Origin of the sequence: Spirosoma agri (genome assembly GCF_010747415.1) — a bacterium.
Lineage (GTDB): Bacteria > Bacteroidota > Bacteroidia > Cytophagales > Spirosomataceae > Spirosoma > Spirosoma agri.
This window is the reverse complement of the sequence record NZ_JAAGNZ010000002.1, coordinates 1,044,941-1,063,731: the sequence shown is the minus strand read 5'-3', so window position 1 is coordinate 1,063,731 and position 18,791 is coordinate 1,044,941. Positions and strand designations below refer to the sequence as shown.

General features: G+C 51.2%; 19 protein-coding genes. 11 read left to right on the top strand and 8 right to left on the bottom strand.

Features of this window, described 5'->3' with window-relative positions; translation table 11 throughout:
• Positions 1 to 25 precede the first annotated feature (25 nt).
• Positions 26 to 424, top strand: coding sequence for a DUF2267 domain-containing protein (locus GK091_RS21060; protein WP_164041852.1), 399 nt, complete (start codon positions 26 to 28; stop codon positions 422 to 424).
• Positions 425 to 643: 219 nt separating this feature from the next.
• Positions 644 to 2,158, top strand: a complete 1,515-nt coding sequence (locus tag GK091_RS21055; protein WP_164041851.1) for a Gfo/Idh/MocA family protein — start codon at positions 644 to 646, stop codon at positions 2,156 to 2,158.
• A gap of 92 nt (positions 2,159 to 2,250) precedes the next feature.
• On the opposite strand, the gene GK091_RS21050 is transcribed toward GK091_RS21055, so the two are convergent.
• Both GK091_RS21050 and GK091_RS21045 read right to left on the bottom strand, forming a co-directional pair.
• On the bottom strand, positions 2,251 to 2,652 hold the full coding sequence (locus GK091_RS21050) for a hypothetical protein (protein WP_164041850.1): 402 nt from the start codon (positions 2,650 to 2,652) through the stop codon (positions 2,251 to 2,253).
• Positions 2,653 to 2,740: 88 nt separating this feature from the next.
• Entirely contained in the window at positions 2,741 to 3,886 is a 1,146-nt protein-coding gene (locus tag GK091_RS21045) for an FG-GAP repeat domain-containing protein (protein WP_164041849.1), read from the bottom strand.
• A 72-nt stretch (positions 3,887 to 3,958) separates the two neighbouring features.
• Between GK091_RS21045 and GK091_RS21040 the strand changes: the two genes are divergently transcribed.
• Entirely contained in the window at positions 3,959 to 4,972 is a 1,014-nt protein-coding gene (locus tag GK091_RS21040; RefSeq protein WP_246202339.1) for a glycoside hydrolase family 113, read from the top strand.
• A 19-nt stretch (positions 4,973 to 4,991) separates the two neighbouring features.
• Here GK091_RS21040 and GK091_RS21035 read toward each other — a convergent pair whose 3' ends face one another.
• Positions 4,992 to 5,840 carry a helix-turn-helix domain-containing protein gene (locus tag GK091_RS21035; RefSeq protein WP_164041848.1) on the bottom strand — a complete coding sequence of 283 codons (849 nt, stop codon included), beginning with the start codon at positions 5,838 to 5,840 and terminating at the stop codon, positions 4,992 to 4,994.
• Between the two features lie 109 nt (positions 5,841 to 5,949).
• Here GK091_RS21035 and msrA point away from each other — a divergent pair, with 109 nt between their 5' ends.
• The 4 genes from msrA (at position 5,950) to GK091_RS21015 (ending at position 9,492) form a co-directional block, all read left to right on the top strand.
• Entirely contained in the window at positions 5,950 to 6,609 is a 660-nt protein-coding gene (gene msrA / locus GK091_RS21030) for a peptide-methionine (S)-S-oxide reductase MsrA (protein WP_164041847.1), read from the top strand.
• 88 nt (positions 6,610 to 6,697) lie between these two features.
• Positions 6,698 to 7,906 (top strand): MFS transporter, encoded by a 1,209-nt coding sequence (locus tag GK091_RS21025; protein ID WP_164041846.1) that lies wholly within the window; start codon positions 6,698 to 6,700, stop codon positions 7,904 to 7,906.
• A 35-nt stretch (positions 7,907 to 7,941) separates the two neighbouring features.
• Positions 7,942 to 8,604 carry an HAD family hydrolase gene (locus tag GK091_RS21020; protein WP_164041845.1) on the top strand — a complete coding sequence of 221 codons (663 nt, stop codon included), beginning with the start codon at positions 7,942 to 7,944 and terminating at the stop codon, positions 8,602 to 8,604.
• A gap of 108 nt (positions 8,605 to 8,712) precedes the next feature.
• Positions 8,713 to 9,492 (top strand): carboxypeptidase-like regulatory domain-containing protein, encoded by a 780-nt coding sequence (locus GK091_RS21015; protein WP_164041844.1) that lies wholly within the window; start codon positions 8,713 to 8,715, stop codon positions 9,490 to 9,492.
• Between the two features lie 26 nt (positions 9,493 to 9,518).
• Here the strand turns inward: GK091_RS21015 and GK091_RS21010 are convergent, their stop codons facing one another.
• The 5 genes from GK091_RS21010 to GK091_RS20990 all read right to left on the bottom strand — a co-directional run bounded on the left by GK091_RS21010 (position 9,519) and on the right by GK091_RS20990 (position 14,945).
• A complete protein-coding gene (locus tag GK091_RS21010) occupies positions 9,519 to 9,920 on the bottom strand; it encodes a hypothetical protein (RefSeq protein ID WP_164041843.1) in 402 nt (133 codons plus the stop codon).
• A gap of 286 nt (positions 9,921 to 10,206) precedes the next feature.
• On the bottom strand, positions 10,207 to 10,689 hold the full coding sequence (locus GK091_RS21005) for an MOSC domain-containing protein (RefSeq protein WP_164041842.1): 483 nt from the start codon (positions 10,687 to 10,689) through the stop codon (positions 10,207 to 10,209).
• Between the two features lie 53 nt (positions 10,690 to 10,742).
• Positions 10,743 to 11,747: an NAD(P)H-dependent glycerol-3-phosphate dehydrogenase gene (locus GK091_RS21000; protein ID WP_164041841.1), complete on the bottom strand. Its 1,005-nt coding sequence runs from the start codon at positions 11,745 to 11,747 to the stop codon at positions 10,743 to 10,745.
• Between the two features lie 172 nt (positions 11,748 to 11,919).
• Positions 11,920 to 13,341 carry an efflux RND transporter periplasmic adaptor subunit gene (locus GK091_RS20995; protein WP_164041840.1) on the bottom strand — a complete coding sequence of 474 codons (1,422 nt, stop codon included), beginning with the start codon at positions 13,339 to 13,341 and terminating at the stop codon, positions 11,920 to 11,922.
• Positions 13,342 to 13,436: 95 nt separating this feature from the next.
• On the bottom strand, positions 13,437 to 14,945 hold the full coding sequence (locus tag GK091_RS20990) for a TolC family protein (protein WP_164041839.1): 1,509 nt from the start codon (positions 14,943 to 14,945) through the stop codon (positions 13,437 to 13,439).
• Between the two features lie 82 nt (positions 14,946 to 15,027).
• Here GK091_RS20990 and GK091_RS20985 point away from each other — a divergent pair, with 82 nt between their 5' ends.
• The 4 genes from GK091_RS20985 to GK091_RS20970 all read left to right on the top strand — a co-directional run bounded on the left by GK091_RS20985 (position 15,028) and on the right by GK091_RS20970 (position 18,790).
• Positions 15,028 to 15,825 carry an aminotransferase class IV gene (locus GK091_RS20985; protein WP_164041838.1) on the top strand — a complete coding sequence of 266 codons (798 nt, stop codon included), beginning with the start codon at positions 15,028 to 15,030 and terminating at the stop codon, positions 15,823 to 15,825.
• Between the two features lie 382 nt (positions 15,826 to 16,207).
• Positions 16,208 to 17,032: a nucleoside triphosphate pyrophosphohydrolase gene (mazG, locus tag GK091_RS20980; protein ID WP_164041837.1), complete on the top strand. Its 825-nt coding sequence runs from the start codon at positions 16,208 to 16,210 to the stop codon at positions 17,030 to 17,032.
• 33 nt (positions 17,033 to 17,065) lie between these two features.
• Entirely contained in the window at positions 17,066 to 17,797 is a 732-nt protein-coding gene (locus GK091_RS20975) for a metallophosphoesterase family protein (protein ID WP_164041836.1), read from the top strand.
• A gap of 30 nt (positions 17,798 to 17,827) precedes the next feature.
• Complete coding sequence (locus GK091_RS20970) at positions 17,828 to 18,790, top strand: polysaccharide deacetylase family protein (protein WP_212592989.1); 963 nt, start codon at positions 17,828 to 17,830, stop codon at positions 18,788 to 18,790.
• Position 18,791 lies beyond the last annotated feature (1 nt).

Below are 18,791 nucleotides of genomic sequence, written 5' to 3'. Positions count from 1 at the left end.
TAACGGGCAAACAACTAACAACGTTATGCAGTATCCAGAATTCATCCATGAAGCCAAAGAAACACTAGGCGTACAAACCGAAACCGAGGTTCTCGACATCACACGGGCCTTTTTGCACACACTTACCGAACATCTGGCGGGCAATGCCGCTGATAACCTCGGTGCGCAACTCCCCGCCCCCCTGCTCGACATCATTCGGGAAGTCAGCCCCGAAGAGCGCGATCAGGGACAACGCTTCAAACTAACAGAATTTTATCAGCGTGTAGCGGACAAACTCGACACCGATGAAGAAGCGGGACAGCGGTATACGCAGCAGTTCGTTCACCTGCTAAGCCGGATGGTCACCGAAGGCGAGTTACACAAAATAAAAATTACCCTATCCGACGATTACGCGCCCTTGTTTGAGTCGATCCAATCCGCGTAGTTTACACGAACAGAAGATCTGCCAAAACCCGGACGACTTGATTCTTATCTTTTCGTCCGGGTTTTAGTATAAAAATAACCTCAACTTAACCACAACGGACCAGTTATAACAGAGCGTTTTCCCCGTTACTATTGATTTACTGGAAAAAACCGCTCAGGACAGCGGTAGATAAACAAATGAACCTGCTTTTGTAAAATGGATCTGTACAATACTCATTTTATGAATCAACCAGATAATTCAACGCCCGGCCCGAATTCGCCAACGTCCGACAAAGCAGTAACGTCACGGCGGCAATTCATCCAGGCTGGCGCTTTGGCTGCAACCAGCTTTTTGATCGTTCCCCGTCACGTATTAGGCGGTAAAGGCTTCATTGCCCCCAGCGATAAGCTCAATATTGCCGGCGTTGGTATCGGCGGTAAAGGGTTCGGCGACGTAAACAATTCGTTCAATAACGGCGCTAACAACGTTTCGGCGCTATGCGACGTGGATTGGGGCCTTCCCCGCGTTAAAGAAATTTTCGGAAAATTCCCGAATGCCAAGCGGTACAAGGACTTCCGGGAAATGCTCGATAAGGAGGGTAAAAATATAGATGCGGTAACAGTTTCGACGGCTGACCATACCCACGCTATCGTAGCCATGGCGGCTATGCAACGTGGCAAACACGTGTACGTTCAGAAACCAATGACCCACAACATCTACGAAGCCCGGATGCTTACCGAAGCAGCCCGCAAGTATAAAGTGGTGACGCAGATGGGCAATCAGGGGTCATCGAACCCACAGCAGAAACAAATGGTCGAGTGGTACGACAAAGGGTTACTTGGAACGGTGCACACGGTACACCTGTGGACAAACCGTCCTGTCTGGCCACAAGGAATTCCCGTTCCCACACCCGCTTCCGAAACCCCCGTCGATCTGGATTGGGATCTCTGGCTCGGACCGGCTCAGAAAGTGGGTTATACGCCCGCTTATCACCCCTTCAAATGGCGTGGCTGGTGGAACTTTGGCGCGGGTGCGCTGGGTGATATCGGTTGCCACATCATGGACGTACCCTTCCGCGTACTTGGCCTGGGTTACCCAACCGAAGTGGAAACCAGCGTTGGCGCCGTATTCCTGAAAGACTGGACGCCCGAATACATTCCCGAAGGTTGCCCACCATCATCGCGGGTGGAGTTGAAGTTCCCGGCATCTTCCAAAAACAAGTCAGCCGTTACAATGACCTGGGCAGATGGGGGTATCCGTCCGTTCCGGCCAGAAATGCTGCCAGCGGGTGAGCCATTCCCGGAAAACGGGGAGAACGGCGTATTCCTGATTGGTGACAAAGGCATGATTGCCTGTGGTATGTACGGCGACGATCCGAAGTTTTACTCGAAGAGCGGTCAGAAACTGGAAGCCGCTCCGAAGCCAAAAAGTGGACCGAACGGCGTTGCTCTACCCGAGAACGGCCACCAGGTTTACTGGACCGAAGCGTGTAAAGCAGGGTTCAACAGCAAGGAGCACAAAGCACTTACCTCATCGTTCGATTTTGCCGGTCCGCTGACGGAATCGGTGCTGATGGGTAACCTGGCCATCCGTAGTTATATGGTTCGTTCGCCGAAAGCAGACGGCAAAGGATTTAACTACACCGGTCGCAAGCAGCTGACCTGGGATGGTAAGAACATGAAGATCACGAACTTCGACGAGGCTAACCAGTTCGTTAAGCGCGAATACCGTGAGGGCTGGTCGCTGAACGCCTAAGCGGGTTCTTAGTCAAGGGTAAAAAAGTAATCGGGTGCTTGAGAAGTAGATGTCATCTACCTGTCAAGCACCCGATTACTTTTTCGCTCGATTTACTCCTTCACAAATAACGACTGCACCATTGTCCGAAGGCGTTCGTGGCTGACGTAGGCCCAGATGAGGAGCATGTACATGGAGAAATCCTGGTAAGATACGGGAAAAGGCGTGTTGTTAAGATAGTACCGCGTTGCCGTAAAATCGAGCGTTGGCGTGAAGCCCAGCAGGTTTTCATAACCGAGTAAAAAGGTCAGCCCAAGGGCGTAGAACAGATACTGCGGCTTGCGAAACGCCCACAAAACGCCCGCCAAAACGGTGGCACCAAAGCCAAGGTAGTGCTTCCAGGTGAGCGACACGTCGGTCGTTGTGGCGATGTAAACGGAGTAAAGTTGTGCGGCTGCCAGTACAATTAGAATCAGACCATAGCCATAGAATTCTTTTAATTGAGCACGTTGCATAAAGACAGATAGCTTCTTTAGAGGTTCATACAAAAAATACGGATGTTAAAAATACAACAAAACCTCTACATAGATAGACTAACTGTCCTTATTTTTTTTGCCCTGTTTCATTAAAAAATACTACTAATCCATCTTTACCAGCTACTATAATGTCTTTACGACCGGTTTTGTGCAAATCGGCGATGGCAAAATAAATACCAGTCCCTTTCCCCACACCGGCCTCTCCGTACGCGATATCATGCTTCACGAATTGCTTCCGGGCGCTGTTCCACGTAAAATAATAGAGTCCAACGGGATCATAGCAACCCGCGTCATTGTCGTTGTGCGCCCGAAAACGCTTACCCGTTACCAGATCAGGCCGACCATCGCCCGTGATGTCAACCCATTCGAGACAATGGTACTGCGAGTTTTTATCGTCGATTAGGTGTTTGGTCCAGCTCCGCTGCCCGTTGCCATCCGTAGTTTGTTCGTACCAATGCAACCCGTAACCGTGTCCCTGCCCGACAATAAGGTCGTTGAGCCGATCACCGTTTACGTCAGCCACAATGATGGGCACACTAGCCGTACCAAGCGCGAACTCTTTGTGCAGTGTCCACGGTCCGGTCGTCCGGTCGGCGGGTGCTTCGAGCCAGCCATCGCTCACGACAAAATCGCCATGCCCATCCTGGTTCACATCGCCGAAGCCTAAGCCGTGGCCCTGCGTTGGCGCAACGGTCACCATCTTGAACACACCCGGACTGGTTAGCTTGGCGTACTTTAGCGCATGACCCGGATTATTCGGAACGATCTCGAGGGTACCATCGCCGTCAACATCCCAGGCACGGGTGGTTTCTACATTGCCCACGTTCCCAATCTCATGCAACGGCCAGAGTTTAGCGTCTTTACCCGATCCCGGATTTTCGACCCAGCGAAGCGTTTGATCGAACCAGCCACCCGTCACAAAATCCAAACGACCATCGGCATTTACGTCCATTGGAATCGTCGAAAAATCATCGAAGTACTGGTCCTTCCGGGGCTCGTTCCCGATTAGATGCCGACGGCGAAAATTGGGTCCTTCATACCAGAAATCACCCGAAACAAGATCGAGCGTATCATTTTTATCAACGTCGAAAACGCCAACAGATTCGTAACTTTCGGAAGCGACAAAATAGCGTCTGAAACGGGGGGTCGGGTCCGGCGCAATGGAGCCGCTGACAGTACAGAGAACAAGCAGGCCAATGACAATTCGTTGCATACGCAAATTAGGTTGACGGATAGCTTAGACTATAATAAATCCATTTCCCAATGTAATTTACTTACCGTCCTTATGACCAATCGTTTCTTTTTGATTGTATGCGCCTTCCTGAGCTGTCAGACGCAGCCGCCTTTTCAGTACAGCGGTCCCAAGTTCAAGGGGGTCAATCTGGTGGCTCCACCGCGTCAGCCCGACTCGCTGGCACTGGCACCGGTTCGGGCCATCGGTGGCGACTGGGTAGCGATCGTGCCGTACGGCTTCTGCAAAAAGGGCGATCCACATTTTTTCTTTAGTGAAAATCGCAAAGAACAGAGCAAGTGGCAATGGTGGGGCGAAACAACGGCGGGTGTGACCGGCACCGTACAAATGGCCAAGCGGCAGGGCCTGAAAACGATGCTGAAACCACATGTCTGGATGCAGGGAGGCTCCCACCTCGACCTCGAATTTACGACGGAAAGCGACTGGCAGTCGTTCGAACACGATTACGCGCAGTACATCCTGCACTTTGCCAAACTTGCCGATTCGTTGCAGGTCGATCTGTACTGCATCACAACTGAGCTGGACCGGTTCGCCATTGCCCGTCCGGCTTTCTGGCAATCCCTGATCGGGCAGGTCAGACAGATCTATAAAGGTCCCCTGACCTACGCGGCCAACTGGGACCGCTATGAGAAAATTCCCTTCTGGAAACAGCTCGATTACGTTGGGGTCGATGCTTATTTTCCAATCGCCGACGAACGCGAACCAACAGTGGCCGAACTCGCACGGGGCTGGAAAAAACCCATGAAAGCCTTGCAGCAGCTAAGCAGTCAGGTGGAAAAACCGATTTTGTTCACCGAATTTGGCTACCGCAGTTGTGATCATGCGGCCCAGCGTCCGTGGGAATCCGAAACGGACTGCATACCGAATGCAACCGTTCAGGCCAATGCCTATGCGGCTTTACTCGAAACGGTCTGGCCACAGTCCTGGTTTGCGGGTGGTTTTCTGTGGAAATGGTTCATAGATGCCGATCCGCGTCATCGCGATCGTGACCAATTCAGTCCACAGGGTAAAGCGGCAGAGATCGTACTGACAAAAAACTGGAACTAACAACGCGAACGCCAGCCACTTAGCCAACCAACGCCTTACGGTAGGCACTAGGCGTCTGCCCCGTCACAGCCCGGAACGTTTTGTTGAAATGAGAAAGATTGTTGAATCCGACCGCAAAACCCACGTCGGCCACCGTTCGGGAGGATTGCAGCAGTCGCCGGGCCTGGTTGACCCGATATTCATTCACGAAATCGGTAAACGTCAGTTGCGTTATGCGTTTGAAATACCGACAAAACGCCGGGACAGTCAGGTTGGCCAGATCCGCCACGTTCCGAACGTCCATTGGCTGCGCATAATGCGTTTCAACGTACTGACACACCTGATTGATCCGCTCCTGCTCTTTCGGATTTAGATCAAACCGAATCCCATCGGCGTGGAGCGGCTGGCCATCGGGCGCATCGGCCAATTGCTGTAACACCCGCAACAAAGTCAGCAGTCGCTCGAAGGGCGGCTGATCAGGAAGTTGGGCTAGCCACGGCCCTACCAGTTTCTTGGTCTCATTGCCGAAGGTCAACCCCCTATGTGCCCGTTCGAACAAACGCCGGACGGAGGTCAATTCCGGCTTATGCAGAAATGGTTCACCCAGAAAGTCATCGCGCATCTGCACGACGATTTCTTCAAATTGCCCCTCCTTCCCGTAACTGAAGTTCAGGTGGGGCAGGTTTGGGCCGATAAATATCAGTTCACCCTCGTCGTACCGAGAAACGTTGGTGCCGACGCGTCGCTGCCCATCCCCAAACGGAATAAAAACGATCTCATACTCGGGATGATAATGCCAATAGACCCGGCAGGTTTCAGGCTCGGTAGTATGAATAACCCGAAACGAACTGCCGGCTTCGGGCTCTATTTTTTCGAATTGTAACTTCATAATCTTCCGTCAGGAACTCGCGCAAAAATATCGTCCAACCAACCCACCAAAGAAACCGCAACCCATTTTTAAACGTTTATGAAGTAACAGAATGCTAACGACAAATTGCATGAAACGGATTCACTTATTTGCGCTGACGATACTCCTGCTGGCGGGGTGCGCACAAGGCCAGTCTCAGGATTACACACCAGCGAAATTACCGACGCCTAAAGCGGGTGAAGCCGTAGCCACCTTTGCCGGTGGGTGCTTCTGGGCTATGGAAGAAGGGATGAACCAGCTCAAAGGCGTCAACGAAGTCATTTCGGGCTATTCGGGGGGTACGGTCAAAAACCCAACGTACGAACAGGTCGGCACGGATCAAACGGGTCACGCGGAGTCAGTACAGGTTTATTACGACCCTAAGGTAATCACCTATCCGCAATTGCTCGATGCGTTTTTTGCGGGTCATGATCCAACCACGCTAAACCGCCAGGGACCCGATGTTGGCCGCGATTACCGGTCGGTCGCTTTTTACCGGACACCCGCCGAGAAAGCAGAAATTGAAGAAGCCATCCAACGCGTGAACAGTTCCAAACACTACAGCGGTAAAGTGGTAACGGAAGTAGTGCCGTTCAAGGTTTTCTACACCGCCGAGAACTATCACCAGAACTATTTCGCGCTGCACCCCGACCAGCCTTACATTCAGCGGGTGTCGCTGCCTAAGGTTGAAAAGCTTCGAAAAGCGATGGCGGGTCACCTGAAAAATAGTACGGGGTTGACAATGAATTAGTCTATTCCGACCTGAAATAGGTAATACACCATCAGTTACGGATAATAGATTAGTGAAATAGCCAGCAATTGCTGGCTATTTTTGCAGTATGAATACTACATTTTCGGTCGATAAGCCGCATCGGAATCCGTTCGTCCGCAACCTGCTGACGTTTTTTCTGAACCGGCATGCCTTAGCGGTTGGACTGGTCTTTGCTTCCGATAGCATTCTCTTTGGTAGTTGGGTGGCTCACATTCCACACGTGAAGGAGAAACTGCACCTTTCCGACGCAGAACTGGGCTTAACGCTCTTTGCCATGCCCGTTGGCTTGCTCATTATGAATCCCGTATCGGGTTGGGTTATTGCCAAACTGGGTGAAGCGAAAGCGTGTTTCTGGTCGGCAATCGGGCTGGCACTGGCGGTTTTAATTCCACTCAATGCGCCAAATCCGGCGATTCTGGCCATTGGTCTATTTTTGATGGGTCTTAACGCAGCCCTCATTAATGTCGCCATGAACACCAGCGCAACCAATCTGGAACGGTCGCAGGGCATTGTCATTATGTCTTCGTGTCATGGTATGTGGAGTCTGGGGGGCCTGCTGGGATCGGGTATTGCCGGAGGGGTTATTGCGCTGCATGTTTCGCCATCGGTCCACGTCGTGGTCATGTCGGGCCTGATTCTTGTCCTAACGCTGGTTCTACAACCTATACTCGCCCAGATTCCGTCGAGCAGCCGAACGGAAACCGGCGAGAAAGCGGGGTCTTCGTTCGTTATGCCGAACGTTGATCTGTTGCTGATGATCCTGATTGGTTTGGCACTGGCCATGGGCGAAGGGGCCGCTTTCGACTGGAGTGCGGTTTACCTACGGGAAACGCTTGGTGCCAGTAGTCAGATTGCTGCGCTTGGCTTCGGCAGCTTCTCGCTGATGATGACAAGCTTTCGCTTCCTGGGGGATGCTATCATTCCAAAAATCGGCCCGAAACGCTGGTTGCAGATCGGGGGGTTGTTGGCTGCCTTCGGACTGTTCGTTGCCATCGCCTTTCCGTACCCGGCAACGGCCCTGATCGGCTTTGCCATACTCGGAGCAGGCTGTTCATTGGGCGCGCCTATACTCTATGCAGCTTCCATGCGCGTACCGGGCATTCCTCCCGCTGCCGGGCTGGCTACGTTCGCGACGTTTAGCTTCATCGGCTTTTTGGCTGGGCCACCCATTATCGGGTTTGTAGCCGAAGGGTTTGGCTTGTATTACGGCCTTGGTTTCGTCGCTATCATGCTTTTGATCTCTGCCGGTCTGTCCCGGATTGTAAACTTATTTTAACGCCTGCCTGTGCAAATCAGGGTTCGGCTACAACTATGAAAGCAGTAATTTTTGATATGGATGGCGTGATCGTAGATACGAATCCGCATCACCGCATTGCCTGGCGCGAGTATTATCAACGCTACGGAAAAACATTGAGTGACAGCGATTTCATTCAGTATGTATCGGGCAAGCACAATACCGATATTGTAGCTCATTTATTTGCCGACCGTACACTTTCGGCTGAAGAGTCTGCACGATTAGCGCATGAAAAAGAAGCGTTATTTCGCGAACTCTATCAGCACGACATTACGCCCGTTGCCGGTATCGTTGACTTTTTGAAAGCCCTGAAAGCGGCTGGTATTCGTACGGCGGTGGCGACTTCGGCACCGGCCGAGAACCTCGATTTCATTATCGATGCGCTCAATATTCGTTCCTATTTCGACGCACTGCTGAACGAAAGCATGGTGAATCACCCCAAACCTGATCCGGAAATCTACGAGAAGGCCATGGCGCAACTAGGCGTTGAGCCGTCGGATTGTGTTGTCTTTGAGGATTCGATGACGGGCATTCAGGCGGGTAAAGCATCGGGAGCGCGCGTGGTTGGTCTGGCTACAACCGAGACGCCCGACGAGCTTCGTCCTTTCGTGGATGATGTTATTCATGACTTTACGGAAATGAATCTGGATCGTCTTCAGCAACTCGTTAAGGTTTTTTAACGCCGGAATTACCTTTTGCAAAACCAAAAAAAACGTAACTTTACGTACTGACTGTGTTCAACCTGTGCCATTGCGCTGAGCAGTGGCACAGGTTGTTTTATAAGCCCTATGCGTTATCTCATCGTCTTTTTTCTGATCGTATCAATGGCACTCGTCCAGCCGGGCACTGCACTGGCCCAGGGCAAATATGTGATTGGAACCGTTATTGATCAGACGAATCAGAAAGGGGTTGACAAAGTGACGGTCATCAACCAGCGAACCCGCCAACGTGCTCGTACGAATGCAACGGGTCGTTTTTTCCTGACCGCGGTCCCCGGCGACTCGCTCATCCTGACAAGCCAGCTTTATAACCGTATCGGCATTCGCTACGACGGGTCCGATAACCCGACCATTACGGCGCTGGCCTTGCCGCCCATGCCCTATCGCGTTGTCGATCTGGCAGAAGTAACGGTTACGGGGAAACGGTACGAAGAAGTGAAGCGCGAAATTCAGCAGATACTGGACGAACCCACGGCGTCAAAGAAAGTAACGGGTGAACAGGCGTTTGATCGGCTGGCCGACGGCGCGGGCGTTACGCTGCTGTACGAAATGTTCGCTAAACGACCTAAATCAGATCGCAAGGCTTATTTTATCATGCAACAGGATCGTCGTCATGCGCTCGCGCTGGAACGCTTTCGGTTACTGGTCGAGCAATCAACGAACTTGAAAACGGACGAGGTCGATCGATTCTTCGACTTCTGCGATCTGGATGATGAATTTCTGCTCAAGGCCGAAGACTACGACCTTATCAACACCATTCAGCAGTTGAGAAACCGCTACCGGGATGGCTTCAATCGACCCAGTCGCCTTTCCTCTGACCCGGCGGATAAAACACCCAAGCAACGCTAGGTTTGTTGCTAATTTACTACAATCGTTTACTTTGTTTTCGCGTCCTCCTTTGGCTTCAGGGCACCGCGCGCGATGGGTTCCGGCTTTGATTTTGGTGTTGTAAAGCGAAGCAACGTAGCGGTTGGGAACGACGATTTCGGTAATCGGGTGATCAGTAACTGATAGGACCGCGTGCCGATAACCAGATTGTAATACGTCATATTGTTCGACTCCTGCGCTAGTCCCCAGTTAGCGACCGGTTCTTTAGCCAGTAATGTCTGGTCTTCCTCCGACAAGGCCGCAAAAGCCGTATCGGGTTGAAAGTGTTTGCCGGTAATATCTTCGATCGTTGTGACGACGGCGGAGGGCGTAGTTGGAGGGGTTGTCGTTTGAGCTGCGGCTGACACGCCGATCAGCAGTAATGGCAGCATGTTGAGTATTCTGTTCATAACGTTGTGTCAAAGCAATGCCTTTTTGATGTATAGCTGGTTACTGTATCAATCGACAGCAGACGCAGCGGAAAACAGCCATGTCAACGAGTAAGCAGCCATGCGTTTCGCTCGTTCTTCAGTATAAACTCATTTTTTTGGATTAAGTCCCTGACACAAGGGCGATTAATTTAGTGGCTATCGACCAAAGTAGACGAAACAAGCAAGCCTGCACCCATATGCTCCAATCTCACAAAGGTCGACCGGATCAATACCTGTGTGTTTGTTGGGCAACTAGTAAATGCCTTTAGTTAGCCATTACAACCACGTCATCACCCACGCTTATTGTCCCACCGGTCACTACTTTTGCGGTCATGCCACCGTGCCCGCGCATGGCATTATAGCCACCCGGCCCCAAAGCAGTTTCCATTTTAGAACATGGGTGACACTGGCCCGTAATTTTCAGGACTACATCGCCAATATGAATCTGCTGGTCTTTCAGCGCCAGCAAGTTCAAACCCGACACCACGATGTTTCGACGGACGAGCGATGGATCCAGCACGTCGCGACCCGTCAAGGCTGCCACGACCGGTAAGTGCTCGGCCTGAATGAGCGTAACGTGTCGATTGCCACTCTGTCCGCTATAGTGATCACCAATAAGCCCCTTCTTTTCAGACACCTCGACCGATTGAACGACCTCGGGCGATACACGCCTTTCGGCTCGGATACCAATCCACTCAACCCGACCGGGCCGGGGAAACACGTTAAACAAGTCTTTGATATTCTCCATGCGTAGCCTTTGATCGCCCGAAAATAGCCCGGTAGACGAGCACGTTGACCAGATTATTTCAATAACTCTTTAAGCGTATTCATTGCGGCACCGGGCGCTGCTTTTTCGTAAAGAATTGTATAAACAGCATCAACAATCGGCATTCTGACGCCGAAACGCTGGTTGACTTCGTAGATACTTTTCACGGCATAATACCCTTCGGCAATCATGTTCATTTCAGCCTGCGCCGATTGAATCGTATAGCCACGACCGATGAGCGTGCCGAACGTTCGGTTTCGGCTAAAGGGCGAATAGGCCGTTACCAGTAAGTCACCCAGGTAGGCTGACCCACTCAAATCGCGGTGCTTGGCATGAATCGCGTCCACAAATCGCCGAATTTCCTGCATCGCGTTAGACACCAGTACCGCCTGAAAATTGTCGCCATAACCCAGGCCGCGCGTAATACCACAGGCCAAAGCGATGATGTTTTTCATAACGGCACTGTATTCAATTCCGTAGATATCATCGACCGGTGTTGTCTGCACAAACCGGCAGCGCAGCAGGTCAGACACGTTCTCGGCACAAACCGGATCGGGCGAAGCAATTGTCAGGTAGGACTGTTTCTCGAGCGCAACCTCTTCGGCATGACAGGGTCCGGCAATGACCGACATTCGTTGAGTGGGCACGTTGTATTGTTCACTGACCCAATCTGTTACGAGCTGATTCGCCCCCGGTATCATCCCTTTGATCGCCGAGATAACACATTTGCCGTCGAAATGCTCGGGTCTGATTCCTGTCAACGCATCGGATACGAAAGCCGCTGGAACGGCCAGCACGATATACTGACTATCGCGAAACGCGTCCCGAATTTTCGTACAGACTTTCACCTTTCGGGTATTAATCTGCACATCACTGAGGTAACTGGGATTGTGGCCAAATTGCTTAATATGCTCCGCGTCAGACGTTTTGCGAAGCCACCACTTTATACTGACATTGTTCTCGGAAAGGATTTTGACGAGCGCCGTTGCCCAACTTCCTCCACCTACCATAGTCAGCCGAACGGGTTGCGATACTTTCATGGGGTAAAGAAAGGAAGAAAGCCGATGCAGGACAAATTTTGTGGCCTAGCCTTACCCAGCTAATCACCCAATACTCAACACTGAAGAGGGCAAAAGAAATGGTAACCTACCCGCCAGTTTTTTAAAGCTGACCCGGTAGATTACCATCCATTGATGCAGATTGACTAGTACGTTACTCCTTCTCGTCTTCTTTCTTTTTATTCTTGTTCGGATCGCGCTTGATGATCAGTTCACCATCCTTGAGTTTCTTCGACACGGCAACGAACGGACCTGATACAATCTGTTCGCCCTGTTTCAGCCCCGACATAATTTCGATATTCTCAAAATCGCTGATTCCTGTTTTCACCTCGCGCTGCGTGGCTTTTCCGCCCACGTTGACAAAAACGATCTCTTTGGGTTTTTCTTTCCGTTCGATCTGTTCGACCGGTTTCTGAACCGCGTTAGTAGCCTCTTCGCTTTCCTGCTCTTCTTTTTCTACCTGTCCCGTAGCGTCGATACCAGCACCCCGCGTCGTAACGGCAGCGATAGGAACGGATAGTACGCCATTTTTCCGGTCGGTGATGATCTCGACCGAAGCGGTCATGCCGGGCTTGAACGGATAGCCTTTCTTATCTTTTTGTGCCAGTAAATCTGAGTAGGAATTATTCAGAATCTTGACCTTCACCTCGAACTCGGTAACCGCATCGGCCGAAACCGTAGCGGCCGCACCTGATGAACTTGTTAATCCATTGGCCGTATTGGCGATTTCATAGACGATACCCTTGAATTTACGCCCGGCCATCGTGTAGGAGTCAACTTCAATATCTGCTGTATCGCCCATATTGACCCGAACAATGTCGTTTTCATTGACATTGATTCGCACCTCCATATTCTGGAGATTGGCGATCCGCATAATCTCGGTCCCGGCCATCTGCGACGTACCTACCACGCGTTCGCCCAGTTCGATATTCAGCTTCGAGACCGTTCCACCAACCGGCGCATAAATCGTGGTTTTACGCAGGTTCTCGTTGGCATCGCGCAGACTGGCTTCCGCGCTCTGTATATTGAACTGCGAAGCACGAACGTTGGCATTGGCCGCTTCGACCTCCTGTTTGGCCACGTTGAAGTTGGCTTCGCTCGTTTCCAGGTCGGCGGAAGAGACTACCTTGTCGGCATATAGTTTACGGGTTCGGTCGTAGTCGGCTTTGGCCCGAATCAACCGGGCACTCGACTGGGCTACGGACGCTTTGGACTGCTCCAGTTGGGCACGACTCTGGTTGACGGTTGCTTTGGCCCGCGCCAGCAGCGATTCGTAATTATCAGGGCGAATACGGCACAACAGCTGGCCCGCTTTGACGGGATCACCTTCGTTCACATAGAGCCCGATTATTTCTCCCGATACGTCGGGACTGATTTTCACTTCAACCTGTGGCTGCACCCGTCCTGATGCACTAACCCGCTCGGTAATGTTTGTTCGATTAACGGTCGCAAAATCTACTTCTGTCGATTTCGGTTTTCCGATTATCCCGGCCTGTTTAGCGGCTACTAAACCGCCAACGACCAGAATGATCAGCCCTCCTAGTATCCACCAAATTCTGTTTGATTTCTGTTTCATGCTGGTTGACTTGTGAATGAGCGAATATATGAATAGTTTGACGAGAAATTAGCCTCGGGAACACCAGTCCGGTCATTCATCAATTCACCCGTTCACTAATTGAATGCAAGTGGTTTATTTTGGTAATAGTCTAAAATCTTGGTTCTGAACACATAATCGTACTTGGACTGAACCAGACTGGCACGGGCACGATCGAGATTTGTTTTGGCAATGCTGTAATCAGTCGCGTTGATAGCACCGGCATTTAACCGGCTTTCGGCAACCTGAAACGCCTTTTCAAGTGAAGTAACCTGCACCTGTGTCGCACGGAATTTATTGGCAGCCGCCCGCATGCCCGTATAAGCCGTTTCAATTTGCTGACGGAGCGTCAGGCGCGTGTTCTGAGCCGTTAACTCGGCGGTCTGCTGCTGAATTTTCGCCGTCGTGATCCGATTTCGGGATAGATTACCCTGAAAAATAGGCACCCGCAAAAAGAGTGACGCCGACCGGTTGAAGTTATTTTTCAACTGATCAGCATACGTTACATCGGCAATATTGAAATTCGTGACATTGGAATAGACGGGTTGTTGCGCGCCCGTGGCATCGGTGAAGAACCCGGTGATCTGCTGGCTCGACGTACCGGTCGCCACTTGCTGCTTGTTAGCCGCACTGGAATAAATACTGCTCAAGTTCCCGTTCAGCGATAAGGTTGGGTAAAGCGCCCCTTTGGCCACCTGAACGCCCAACGCGGCACTTTGCACGCGCATATCGGCTCCTTTCACCTCCGGCAGATTCGTAGCTGCAATATCAAACAGTTGCTGCACAGTTGCCGTGTAGGGATCAAGACCGGGATCGGGCACATTGATGGGCTCAACCTCAAAAGCCTGATTGATTGGTACGTTCATGGCCTGAAGTAAGGCAACGCGAGCCAGATCAAGCGTGTTTTGCGCCGTAATCACATCAACGTCATTACCGGCCAACGTCGCACGGAGTTCAAACAGGTTCGCTTCGGGTGCTGATCCCGCATTGACCAGTCGCTGGGTACGATCGAGTTGAGCCTGCGTCACTTCGGCCTGACGCTGGGCAACCGCCAGTTGCTCCGCGCCCGTCAGTACATTCAGGTAATTCTGGGCAACCGTCAGCGACACGTTGTTTTGCGTAGCGTTTAACTCGTGGCGGCTGGCCTGAAGGATCAGGTCATTCTGCTTGATGGTGTTGCGCAGGGTCATGCCATTGTAAAGCGTGACGGCCCCGTTCAGCTGATAACTGCCCGAGACAATAGACTGCTGGATAAATCCGTTCGATTGCGGGTTAATACTCCGTCCACCGTTTAGTCCCTGGTTGGCCTGAAAGTTAGTCGTCGGTAACAGGTTTAACCGGGACTGGCGTAACTGCAAGTCGCTGTTAGCGACGGTCAATTGCCCTTGCCGAACCTGAATGTTGTTCTGTTGAGCGATATCGATACATTGCTGTAAATTCAGCCGGGTTGCCGTACCATTCGCCAGGGATGTCGTTGCAGCGCCAGCCGGTAATGCACTGGATGTGGTCTGTGCGTACGTTCCTGATAAACCTGTTGTTAGGATCAGAGCGACAACGGCCCCGATTTGTTTCCACGCCACGTGCATGTTCGCTGGATTTTGATGGTTCAATGTTACAAACTTACCTTCGGGGCAACTATCATTTTGGGATAAACGGCGCAAACTAATCATGTTTCTGGTCTATAATTCGGATATACAAACGGAAGACGAATTTCGAGTACCGGCCAACGACCGGGCTTTTCAGTATGGGGACGGGCTTTTTGAAACCATCCGCTACGAACACAACCACCTCTGGTTCCTGCCTGACCACATGGCCCGGTTAACGTCAGGAATGGCCGCTCTGCATTTAAAGTTACCTATACACGTTACTGAACTATCGATTCAGCAGCTTATCCATAAGCTGCTTTTGGCCAATGGATTAGTTAACCAACCGGCCCGCATTAAACTTCAGGTCTGGCGCAAGCCCGGTGGCCTGTACACGCCCACCTGCCAGGAAGCCAATTATCTGATCACGGCTCAACCGGGAAACCCATTCCGTATAACCGAACCAACAAAAATAGGAATTTATGAAGACGTTCGGTTAGCGGAATCTCCAATATCGGCTTATAAAACGTTAAATTCGTTACCCTATGTTTTGGCCGGTTTATACAAGCAACAGCACGGGTTCGCCGACGTGCTCCTCCTGAACACGGATGGCTACCTAGCCGAATGCGTGGCGTCTAACCTGTTCTGGTTTAGTCAGCAAAGGCTTTTTACGCCTTCGCTCAAAACGGGTTGCATCAATGGCATCGCCCGGCGGCAGCTACTTCGGCATTTTTCCGATCAGGAAGAAGGCTTTTTCCTGCCTTCCGCGCTGGCGACGGCTGATGCTGTTTTTGCCGCAAATGTTATGGGTATTCAGGTGTTCAGCGGTAAACTGGATGAGGATCAGCTTAATTCATTCAACTTGCTTTTTACGGAGTGTTAGTTTTCATGTTGTCTCTACACCCATCAAGTGCCGTGCCAGCGTTGATTATCCTTTGTCTGTCAATGTGTTACAAAAACGATATCTAGTCTCTCGTCCGTTCTCGGACAGTTCATCGATCGAAACCGGACACGTTATTTCCTGCGTATTGAGGCAACAACTTTGAGAAACATGTGGCTCGTTAAGTCGTCATCTGTTTTGTGGCGATCAATCCAGATACTCGCCTTCTTTTCGCACCTTTTCTGCTATCTTTACCTATAGAGATCTGTAGCCACGGTGGCATTAAGTTCATGCAGTGGCCAACCCTATTTGTCCCCGGCTTTCCATACAAGTCATTTTCTACGAACCGATAAGGCCAGACGAGTCTTATTGATTGATGAGCCCAATGAAGCAATTTCAAGAGTTACCGCCCCGCCGTCAGGAACAGTTGATGGCGTTCGATCGATTACTAACCATCATGGATGAGCTGCGCGCCCAGTGCCCCTGGGATCGCAAACAAACGATGGATACGCTTCGGCATTTGACCATCGAAGAGACCTACGAACTCTCCGATGCCATTCTGGAGAAAGACAGATCCGAAATCCGCAAAGAGCTGGGTGACATTCAGTTACACCTTGTTTTCTACGCCAAAATTGCGTCGGAAGCTGCGGCCGACTCATCCGATCATTTCGATATGACCGACGTACTGAACAGCGTCTGCGAGAAACTGATCAGTCGACACCCGCATATTTACGGCGATGTCGTTGCCGAAACCGAAGAACAGGTAAAAGCAAACTGGGAGCAGCTTAAGCTGAAAGAGGGGAATAAATCGGTGCTGGGTGGCGTACCGGGCTCGCTGCCTGCGCTGGTGAAGGCCATGCGGATTCAGGAGAAAGCGCGGGGAGCGGGTTTCGACTGGGAAGAAAAGCAGCAGGTGTGGGAAAAAGTCGAAGAGGAGATGCAGGAATTTAAAGCCGAATTCAACACCGATACCAACGAAGCAATCGACTCCAGCCGAGCCGAAGGTGAGTTTGGTGATCTCCTGTTTTCGCTTGTCAACTATGCCCGTTTTATCGATATTAATCCTGAAACAGCCCTTGAGCGTACAAACAAAAAGTTTATTAAACGCTTTACGTATCTGGAACAACAGGCCCGTGCCGATGGCAAATCGCTTAGTGACATGACGCTGGCCGAGATGGACGTTTACTGGAACGAAGCAAAAACGATCTAAAAGAACTGCCCTTACGGCTTACACTCTCAGTCTATGCGCATCGCCTTTATCACTGATTTACACATCGACACGGCTGACAAAAAGCCCCAGGGTGTCGATGTGCGGCAAAATTTCCTGAATGCGCTGGCTTCTCTCGCCGAGCTGCAACCTAGTTGCCTGGTGATCGGCGGAGACATTTGTAACACGGTTGGCGATCGATCGATTTACACGTGGGTGAAGCAGGAACTGGACAAACTGCCTTTTCCATCGTACGTCATTGCCGGTAACCACGACGATTCAGCATTACTCGCCGATGTATTCAAACGACAGAACCACCTCCACAGCAACGAGCTTTACTACGCGTTACCGCTCGAAGGTCGGCCGACGTTGTTTTTAGATACATCGAAGGGAGTTCTATCGCCCGAGCAATGGTCCTGGTTGCAAGAATATATGGCCGCGCTCCGCGACAACAACGTGCTAATTTTTATGCACCACCCGCCCCTGCCCGCTGATGTGACCTACATGGATACCCACTACCCCTTTCGGCAGAGTGAGGAGTTTCTTGAGTTAGTCAAAGAGTTACCGTGTCACGTTACGGTTGTTTGTGGACATTATCACGTCGAAAAAGTCGTTCAGCGGGGCAATCTGCTCGTGTTGTTAACGCCATCGACCTTTATTCAGATGAAGCACGATCCGGCAGACATGGTCATCGATAATCATTGTGTTGGCATTCGGGAAATTAACCTGACCACCCACGGAACCAATAGCACCGTGCATTATCTTTGAGTCCATTTTCGTGCCGATTTCTTTTCAGTAATGCCTCGCTTCCTGTCTATCAGCTGTTTGATCCTGCTGATCTGTACAAAAACCAGTGGTCAGATCAGCAATTACCGGGTTTATTTTGGTGCTACGCGGACACAACCTCAGCAGATTATTCTGCGCCAATGGCAACAGAACCGCGAAACCCGCTATCTGACGGTCAACCCCCAAACGCTAAAAACAGCCGTCGTCAATTTACCGGCCAGTGCGGTTCAGCCGCTATCATGGCCCCAAATAGGTCAACAGTTTAACCGAACCCCTTACCTGCGTGCGTGGCAGGGCGAACAGCAGCGGGACCACAACTTACAGGACGCCGGTCTGGAACGAGCCGATACCACCGAGCGCGGCTTTAGCTTAACGATCGATCTGTGCCCATCGCATAAACCACTCGATCGTTCGGTTTTTGAGCAGTTGATTGCGTCTTTTGAACCGGAAGAAAAACCCGTCCCGGTAACGATAACGATTACGGGGCTGTGGATGGAGAGTCATGCTCAGGATCTGGCGTATCTGAAGGGACTGGCGAACCGGGGCGATCTGGACATTACGTGGGTCAATCATTCGTACCACCACCGCTTCGATCCTCGCCTGCCGCTGGCGGTCAATTTCCTGCTGGAACCCAACACAAATCTGAACGACGAAATTCTGCTCAACGAACAGGCAATGCTCAGCAATGGCCTCATTCCTTCGCCTTTCTTTCGGTTTCCGGGTCTGGTCTCCGATAAAGCCGTGTTCGACCGTGTGCTCACTTTCGGTTTATTGCCAATAGGCAGTGATGCCTGGCTTGCCAAAAATCAACAGCCGAAGCAGGGTAGTCTGGTGCTTATCCACGCCAACGGGAATGAGCCGCTGGGCATTGCCGACTTTATCAAGCTCATTCGGCAGAAATCAACGGCCATTCGAAACAAGACCTGGCTGCTGTATGAACTACCAACCAGTGTCGCCGACGCGTCAGAAAAGTGAT